This window comes from Parvibaculum sp. (genome assembly GCF_035325945.1).
Classification (GTDB): Bacteria; Pseudomonadota; Alphaproteobacteria; order Parvibaculales; family Parvibaculaceae; genus Parvibaculum.
On sequence record NZ_DAOKYX010000034.1, the window covers coordinates 20,491 to 27,218 of the forward strand.

The following is a 6,728-nucleotide window of genomic DNA, read 5'->3' on the forward strand; positions in this document are numbered from 1 at the left end:
CTCCCGTTTGGCGGCGGTTGCCGCCATCAGCTTGGCCGGGCGCGGCTTGCCCGGCGGCGTGGAAACATCAGGGCTTCAGCACGTCCATCTTGATCGGCCCTTCGGCGCGGCCGTGGATGAACTGGTCGACATATTCGTTGCCGCTCGAATCGATCTCCTCGCGCGAGCCCGTCCAGATGATCTGCCCCTTGTAGATCATTGCGAGTTCGTCGGCGATCTTGCGCGCGCTCGCCATGTCGTGCGTGATGGAAAGCGCCGTCGCGCCGAGGTCCCTCACGCTGCCGATGATGAGATCGTTGATGACGTCGGCCATGATCGGGTCGAGGCCTGTCGTCGGCTCGTCGAAGAAGATGATCTCCGGGTCCGCCGCGATGGCGCGGGCGAGCGCCACGCGCTTCTGCATGCCGCCGGAAAGCTCGGCCGGATAAAGCTCGCCGACTTCCGGGCCAAGGCCCACCTTGGCGAGCTTGGCGATGGCGACGTCCTTGGCTTCCTTGCGCTTCATGTTGCGGCCCTGAATGAGGCCGAAGGCCACATTCTGCCAGACGGGCAGGCTGTCGAAGAGTGCTGAGCCCTGAAACAGCATGCCGAACTTGCGAAGCGTTTCCTCCCGCTCCCGTGCCGCCATTTTGAGGACGTTGCGCCCGTCCACGAAAATTTCGCCCTCGTCGGGGCGCAGGATGCCGAGCACGCATTTGAGCATCACCGACTTGCCGGTGCCCGAGCCGCCGATCACGACCAGCGACTTCTCACGCGGGATCACGAGATTGAGCTTGTTGAGCACCACCTTGGAGCCGAAACGCTTGGTGACGTTTCTGAGCTCTATCTTCGGCACGTTCCGGTCGACGGTCTGTTTCTGGTTGGCCATGGCCGGTCTCACTTCGTGAAGAGCAGTGACGTCATCACATAGTTCGACGCCAGAATGAGGATCGAGGCGGTGACGACGGCATTCGTCGTGGCGCGGCCCACGCCCTGCGCGCCGCCCTTGGAATGGAAGCCGTGGAAGCAGCCCATCAGCGCGATGATGAAGCCGAAGACGCCCGACTTGATGAGGCCCGATGTCACATCTTCCATCTTGAGGAAGTTGACGGTGTTCTGGATGTAGACGCCGGGGTTGAAATGAAGGCTCGTCGAGCCGACGACGAAGCCGCCCATGACGCCGAGAATGTCGGCCACGAGAATGAGGATCGGCAGCGTGATGACGGCGGCGGCGATGCGCGGCACCACGAGATATTTGTAGGGGTTCGTGGAAAGCGTCGTCAGCGCGTCGATCTGCTCGGTCACCCGCATCGTGCCGAGTTCGGCGGCGATCGCCGCCGAGACGCGGCCCGCGACCATGAGGCCGCCGATCACGGGCCCGAGTTCGCGCGTGATGCCGAGGGCGACGATGGTGGCGACGATGTTCTCCGAATTGATCGTGTTGCCGCCATAGTAGATCTGGAGCGCCAGCGCGCCGCCGGTGAAGAAGGCGGTGAGGGCGACGACCGGGAGCGAGAAATAGCCGATCCGTATCATCTGCTGGCCGAGCAGCACCCAGAAGAAGGGCGGGCGGAAGATGTGGCTCACACTCGTCCAGGTGAATTGCGAAAGCCGTCCGATCTCGGCGAGCAGGGCCAGTACGACCCGGCCGATGATAGCGAAGAAATTCAAGGCAGCTCCCCGTGAGTGGTTTTGCCGAACGCCCCCGGGCGGGGGCTGGCGACAAGGTAGGTCATGATTCCGTGGTCGAACAACCGGCGCCAGTGTAAATCCGCTTGTACCGGTCTCCGAGATTGGTGAGAACCTCATATCCTATGGTTCCCGCCCGTGTCGCCACCTCGTCCAGCGTCACATGGGGGCCGATCAGCTCCGCAAGGTCGCCCCGCTTGATTGCCCCTTCGGACAGCTCTGTCACGTCTATCGAAATGAGATCCATGGAAATCCGCCCGGCAATGGGCGCGTAGTGCCCGGCGATATGGACGCGGCCCCCGACATGGCTGCGCTGCCGGTCGGAGCCGAGCGCGCGGAAAAACCCGTCGCCATAGCCCATCGCGATGACCGCGATCCGGCGCGGTCCCTTCGCCTCGAATGCCGCGCCATAGCCGACCGTTTCGCCGCTGGCAACCTCGCGCACATCGAGGATGCGCCCCTGCAACCCGACGACTGGGCGGCAGGGATTGGCGCGGCCGGTGAAGGGGTTGCCGCCATAAAGCGCGATACCGGGCCTGACGAGATCGAAATGATACTCGGCCCCGAGATGGACCCCGGCCGAATTGGCGAGGCTCGCGGTCACGCCCGGAAAGGCGGCGCGGATCGCCCTGAAGCGCTCGAGCTGGTGCCGGTTCAGCGGGTGATCGGCCTCGTCCGCGCAGCCGAGATGGCTCATGACGAGCGTCACATCGACGCCTGACAGCGCCTCGGGGGTCGAGATGAGCCGTTCGGCCTCGCGCCCGGCGATGCCGAGCCGGTTGAGCCCGGTTTCGAATTGCAGGCCGGCTGAAAGCGAGCGGCCGCGCCTTTTCGCCAGCGCCCGCCACTCCTCAACCTCGGCAAGGCTAGAAAGACAGGGGCGCAGGCCATGCGCCTCATAGGCATCCGCCGCGCCCGCGATGAGCCCGCTAAGGATGTAGATGGTGGCGTCGGGCAGGAGGCCGCGCAGCGTGGCGCCTTCGCCAGCCGTGGCGACGCAGAAGGTCCGGCAGCCCGCCCCCCACAGCGCGCGCGCGACCGGGGCGAGGCCGAGGCCATAGGCCCGCGCCTTGACGACGCCAGCGACCTCGCTCCCCTTCGCCAGTTCCCTGATCGCAAGGTAATTGGCGACAAGCGCGTCGAGGTCGATGGTCAGGAATGCGCCGGCCGGAGCCGAGGCGAGAGCGGAGGAGGCAATGTCTTGTGCAGGCATAATGAACTCAAGCGCGTCATGACCCGCCGCTTGGGGCGGGCGAAGCCCTTCTTGCGAGTGTCAAAGGCATGAATGCCTGCACGGGCTGCCGCCGGAACGCTTCGGCCGGCCCCCTGCGATTGGCAAACATTCGGGCAAGCCTAGTCAGCCCCGGCCGATTGGCCAATCGCCAAATTAGGGCATGGCCGGGGGGCCTGATTATGGGTGATGGTCCGGCAGCCTGTCGTCGTGAATGAGATCGGCAAAGCGCGTCACATTCGCCTCGAATTGCAGCTTGACCGTGCCGGTCGGCCCGTGGCGCTGCTTGCCGATGATGACCTCGGCGAGCCCGTGCACCTGGTTCATCTCTTCCTGCCAGGCCAGATGTTCCGGCGTTCCCTCGCGCGGCTCCCGGCGCTGCACGTAATATTCCTCACGGAACACGAACATCACCACGTCGGCGTCCTGCTCGATCGAGCCGGACTCGCGCAGGTCGGCGAGTTGCGGCCGCTTGTCGTCGCGTGCTTCCACCTGACGCGAAAGCTGGGAGAGGGCGACGATCGGGACGTTGAGTTCCTTGGCCAGCGCCTTGAGCCCGGTGGTGATCTGCGTCACCTCCTGCACGCGGTTGTCGCCGAACTTGCCGGAGCCCGCGAGAAGCTGGAGATAGTCGACCACGAGAAGGCCGAGCCCGCGCTGACGCTTGAGCCGTCGCGCGCGCGCCGCGAGCGTCGCGATGTTGAGGCCGCCCGTATCGTCGATATAGAGCGGGATGCTCTGCAATTCGCGCGAGGCATCGACCAGCGAGTGGAATTCATGCTCCTGTATGCGCCCGCGCCGGATGGCCTCGGAAGGCACGCCTGATTGCTCGGCCAGCAGACGCGTCGCCAATTGTTCCGCCGACATTTCGAGCGAGAAGAAGCCAACGATCGCGCCGTCCTTCACCGCGACCGTGCCGTCGGCATGGTGCTCGGCCTTGTAGGCCTTGGCGGCGTTGAACGCGATGTTGGTCGCAAGCGCGGTCTTTCCCATCGAGGGGCGTCCGGCAAGGATGATGAGGTCGGAAGACTGAAGTCCGCCCATCATCTTGTCGAGATCCATGAGGCCTGTCGAAATGCCGGAAAGGCCGCCATCGCGCTCATAGGCCGCCGCCGCCATGTCGATCGCGCCCTTGAGCGATTCATGGAAGCTGCGGAAGCCGCCTTCGTATTTTCCGCGCTCGGCGAGCTGATAGAGCGCCTGTTCCGCATCGAGGATCTGCGAGGAGGGCGTGTCGTCGACGGGCGCGTCATAGGCGCGCGTATGAATATCCACGCCGACCTGAATGAGTTCGCGCCGGATGGCGAGATCGTAGATCGTGCGCCCGTATTCCTGGACGTTGATGATCGTCGTCGCCGCGCCCGCGAGCCGCGCGAGATATTGCGGGCCACCGATCTCGGCCAGGGCCTCGTCGCGTTCGAAGAAGTTCTTGAGCGTCACCGGCGAGGCGAGATGCCCGGCCGTGATGAGTTTCGCCGCCGCCTCATAGATGCGCCCGTGAAGCGCGTCGAAGAAATGCGCCGGCTCGAGGAAGGTCGAGAGGCGGTCATAGGCTTCGTTGTTGACGAGGATCGCGCCAAGCAGCGCCTGCTCGGCTTCGATGTTGTGCGGGAGCACGCGGTAGCCCTGGGCACCCTCATCGTCGGACATGGCGGAGAAAGCAGGCTGAATATTTTCCATGGCCCCGTTTTACGCGATACCCGCCAGCAAGGAAGCCGCATTGAGCCGCATTGCCGTCTGTTCCCCATGATACTTGTCCACAAGCCGGGATAAAATCACGATCATCGCCTAAGCCCTTGGCATTTGGCCGTTTCCCCGGCCCCGGCAATTGTGGAAAATCCCGGTATGACAGCAGGAGTATAGATCGAGTCGCGGGGACATTCCCGGCCCCCATTGTTGCGTTCCCCGAAACAGCCTGTCTTTCCGCGATGCCGTAGTCGGCCGGGGAGGGCAGCCGCTAGATTCGCTTCTGTCGCAACGCGCTCCCCCGCAACGCCGGAAGGGGCGCCAGAGAGGCCAGCAAGGCCGAAAGGGATTTCGCAATGCAAAGCCTGTCGCCTTATTTTTCCTTCGTGGGCCGCATACTTCTGAGCTTCATGTTCGTCATGAGCGGCGCGCAGAAGCTCGGCGCGCATGACGCGACCGTCCAGTACATCGCCTCTTCGGGGATGCCGCTTCCCGCGCTCGCCTATATCGGCGCGGTCATCATCGAGCTGGGCGGCGGCCTCCTGCTGCTCGTCGGCTATCAGGCGCGCCTCGCGGCGCTGGCTCTGAGCCTCTTCACGCTGCTGGCGGCGGTGTTCTTCCACACCAATTTCGCCGACCAGACACAGACCATCATGTTCATGAAGAACTTCACCATCATCGGCGGTCTGCTGATGGTCGCGGCGCATGGAGCGGGCGGGTTGTCGATCGACGGCCGCAGGGCATCCTGAGCGGGGCGGCGCGGGCGGTCACTCGCCCGCGCGCATACGCCTCTGCGCCGGAAATTCGGAAAGCCGACTTTCCCGCTCGCCCATATAGTCGCGGGTCATGGGGAGCGCGTCGATCTTCCTCGTGAGCTGAAGCTGGAAGTTCACCATGCCCTCATGGCGGAACGAGGTTTCCGAGCCCGCGAGATAGAACTCCCACATGCGGCAGAAACGTTCGTCGTAGATCTTCGCGGCGATGTCGCGCTTGGCCATGAAGCGCCGCCGCCATTCGCGCAGCGTCTCGGCATAGTGCAGCCGCAGCACTTCGAGATCGGTCATGAAAAGCCCGGTCTTCTCGACAGCCGCCGCCATCTCGCTCAGGGCGGGAATATAGCCGCCGGGGAAGATGTATTTCGCGATCCAGGGATTGGTGGCGCCGGGCGGGTCGAGGCGTCCGATCGTGTGGATGAGGGCGACGCCGTCTTCCTTCAGCAGACGCTGCACGGCCTTGAAATATTCGCCGTAGTAGCCGACGCCGACATGCTCGAACATGCCCACCGAGACGATGCGATCGAATTCGCCTTCGAGCGTGCGGTAGTCCTGAAGATGGAATTTGACGCGGTCGGCGAGCCCGCGCTCGATGGCGCGCTGGCTTGCGATCTTGTGCTGCTCGCGGCTGAGCGTGATGCCGGTGACTTCCGCGCCCGTTTCCTCGGCGAGCGTCAGCGCCAGCCCGCCCCAACCGCAGCCGATGTCGAGCACGCGCATGCCCGGCTCGATCATGAGCTTCGCCGCGATGTGCCGCTTCTTCGCCAGTTGCGCCTCTTCGAGGCTCATGGCCGGATGGGCGAAATAGGCGCAGGAATATTGTTTGTCGGCATCGAGGAAGAGATCGTAGATCCCGCCGTCGAGATCGTAGTGATGCGCGACATTCGCCTGCGCCTTGCCGATGGGATTGTGCTGGTCGATCCGCCGCTTCGTCCGCCGGAGCGCCGCGAAGACCTTGAAGGCGGGGCTGGGATAGTTCGTGCCCAGATTGCCGAGGAGGAGATCGAGCAGGTCGTAGATCGTCGCAGGCTCGTCCACGGTCAGGGAGCCATCCATATAGGCTTCGCCGAGCCGGAGATAGGGATTGAGGGCGAGCTTCAGTTGCTGGCCGCGCTCGTGGAGCCGGAGGGTGACCTGCCTGCCCGTTCCATCGCCGAAGACCGAGGTCTTTCCGTTCCAGTCGACGACGCGGAGCGAGCCACGCGCGACGACCTGCTTAATAAGGATACCGAACAGCATACAACCTCCGTTTCCAGAGTTGACGCGAGGTCGGCCCCGATCAGTACACGACCGGACCAGACCGGTTTTGCACCCCCTTATTTGTCTCGCATTATGAGAGTTTAACCACAGTTTGGAATCAATAAAAAAAT

The 6,728-nt window shown here is 63.9% G+C and carries 6 protein-coding genes; 1 reads left to right on the forward strand and 5 read right to left on the reverse strand.

All coding sequences use genetic code 11. The features are described from left to right. Positions 1-67: 67 nt before the first annotated feature. The 4 genes from PKA57_RS13250 to PKA57_RS13265 all read right to left on the reverse strand — a co-directional run bounded on the left by PKA57_RS13250 (position 68) and on the right by PKA57_RS13265 (position 4,579). Positions 68-868: an ATP-binding cassette domain-containing protein gene (locus PKA57_RS13250; RefSeq protein WP_324301322.1), complete on the reverse strand. Its 801-nt coding sequence runs from the start codon at positions 866-868 to the stop codon at positions 68-70. Between the two features lie 8 nt (positions 869-876). Further along, positions 877-1,650 (reverse strand): ABC transporter permease, encoded by a 774-nt coding sequence (locus PKA57_RS13255; protein WP_324301324.1) that lies wholly within the window; start codon positions 1,648-1,650, stop codon positions 877-879. A 61-nt stretch (positions 1,651-1,711) separates the two neighbouring features. Next, complete coding sequence (gene alr / locus PKA57_RS13260; protein ID WP_324301326.1) at positions 1,712-2,881, reverse strand: alanine racemase; 1,170 nt, start codon at positions 2,879-2,881, stop codon at positions 1,712-1,714. Between the two features lie 198 nt (positions 2,882-3,079). After that, positions 3,080-4,579 (reverse strand): replicative DNA helicase, encoded by a 1,500-nt coding sequence (locus PKA57_RS13265; protein ID WP_324301328.1) that lies wholly within the window; start codon positions 4,577-4,579, stop codon positions 3,080-3,082. Between the two features lie 362 nt (positions 4,580-4,941). Here PKA57_RS13265 and PKA57_RS13270 point away from each other — a divergent pair, with 362 nt between their 5' ends. After that, complete coding sequence (locus PKA57_RS13270) at positions 4,942-5,334, forward strand: DoxX family protein (protein ID WP_324301330.1); 393 nt, start codon at positions 4,942-4,944, stop codon at positions 5,332-5,334. An 18-nt stretch (positions 5,335-5,352) separates the two neighbouring features. Here the strand turns inward: PKA57_RS13270 and PKA57_RS13275 are convergent, their stop codons facing one another. Beyond that, a complete protein-coding gene (locus PKA57_RS13275; protein WP_324301332.1) occupies positions 5,353-6,597 on the reverse strand; it encodes a cyclopropane-fatty-acyl-phospholipid synthase family protein in 1,245 nt (414 codons plus the stop codon). Between the last annotated feature and the right edge of the window lie 131 nt (positions 6,598-6,728).

Bases quoted from the DNA above. Each gene is read 5' to 3' on its own strand.
- PKA57_RS13275 (WP_324301332.1), bottom strand. From the start codon at position 6,597: ATGCTGTTCGGTATCCTTATTAAGCAGGTCGTCGCGCGTGGCTCGCTC.
- PKA57_RS13270 (WP_324301330.1), top strand. From the start codon at position 4,942: ATGCAAAGCCTGTCGCCTTATTTTTCCTTCGTGGGCCGCATACTTCTG.
- PKA57_RS13250 (WP_324301322.1), bottom strand. From the start codon at position 868: ATGGCCAACCAGAAACAGACCGTCGACCGGAACGTGCCGAAGATAGAG.
- PKA57_RS13265 (WP_324301328.1), bottom strand. From the start codon at position 4,579: ATGGAAAATATTCAGCCTGCTTTCTCCGCCATGTCCGACGATGAGGGT.
- alr (WP_324301326.1), bottom strand. From the start codon at position 2,881: ATGCCTGCACAAGACATTGCCTCCTCCGCTCTCGCCTCGGCTCCGGCC.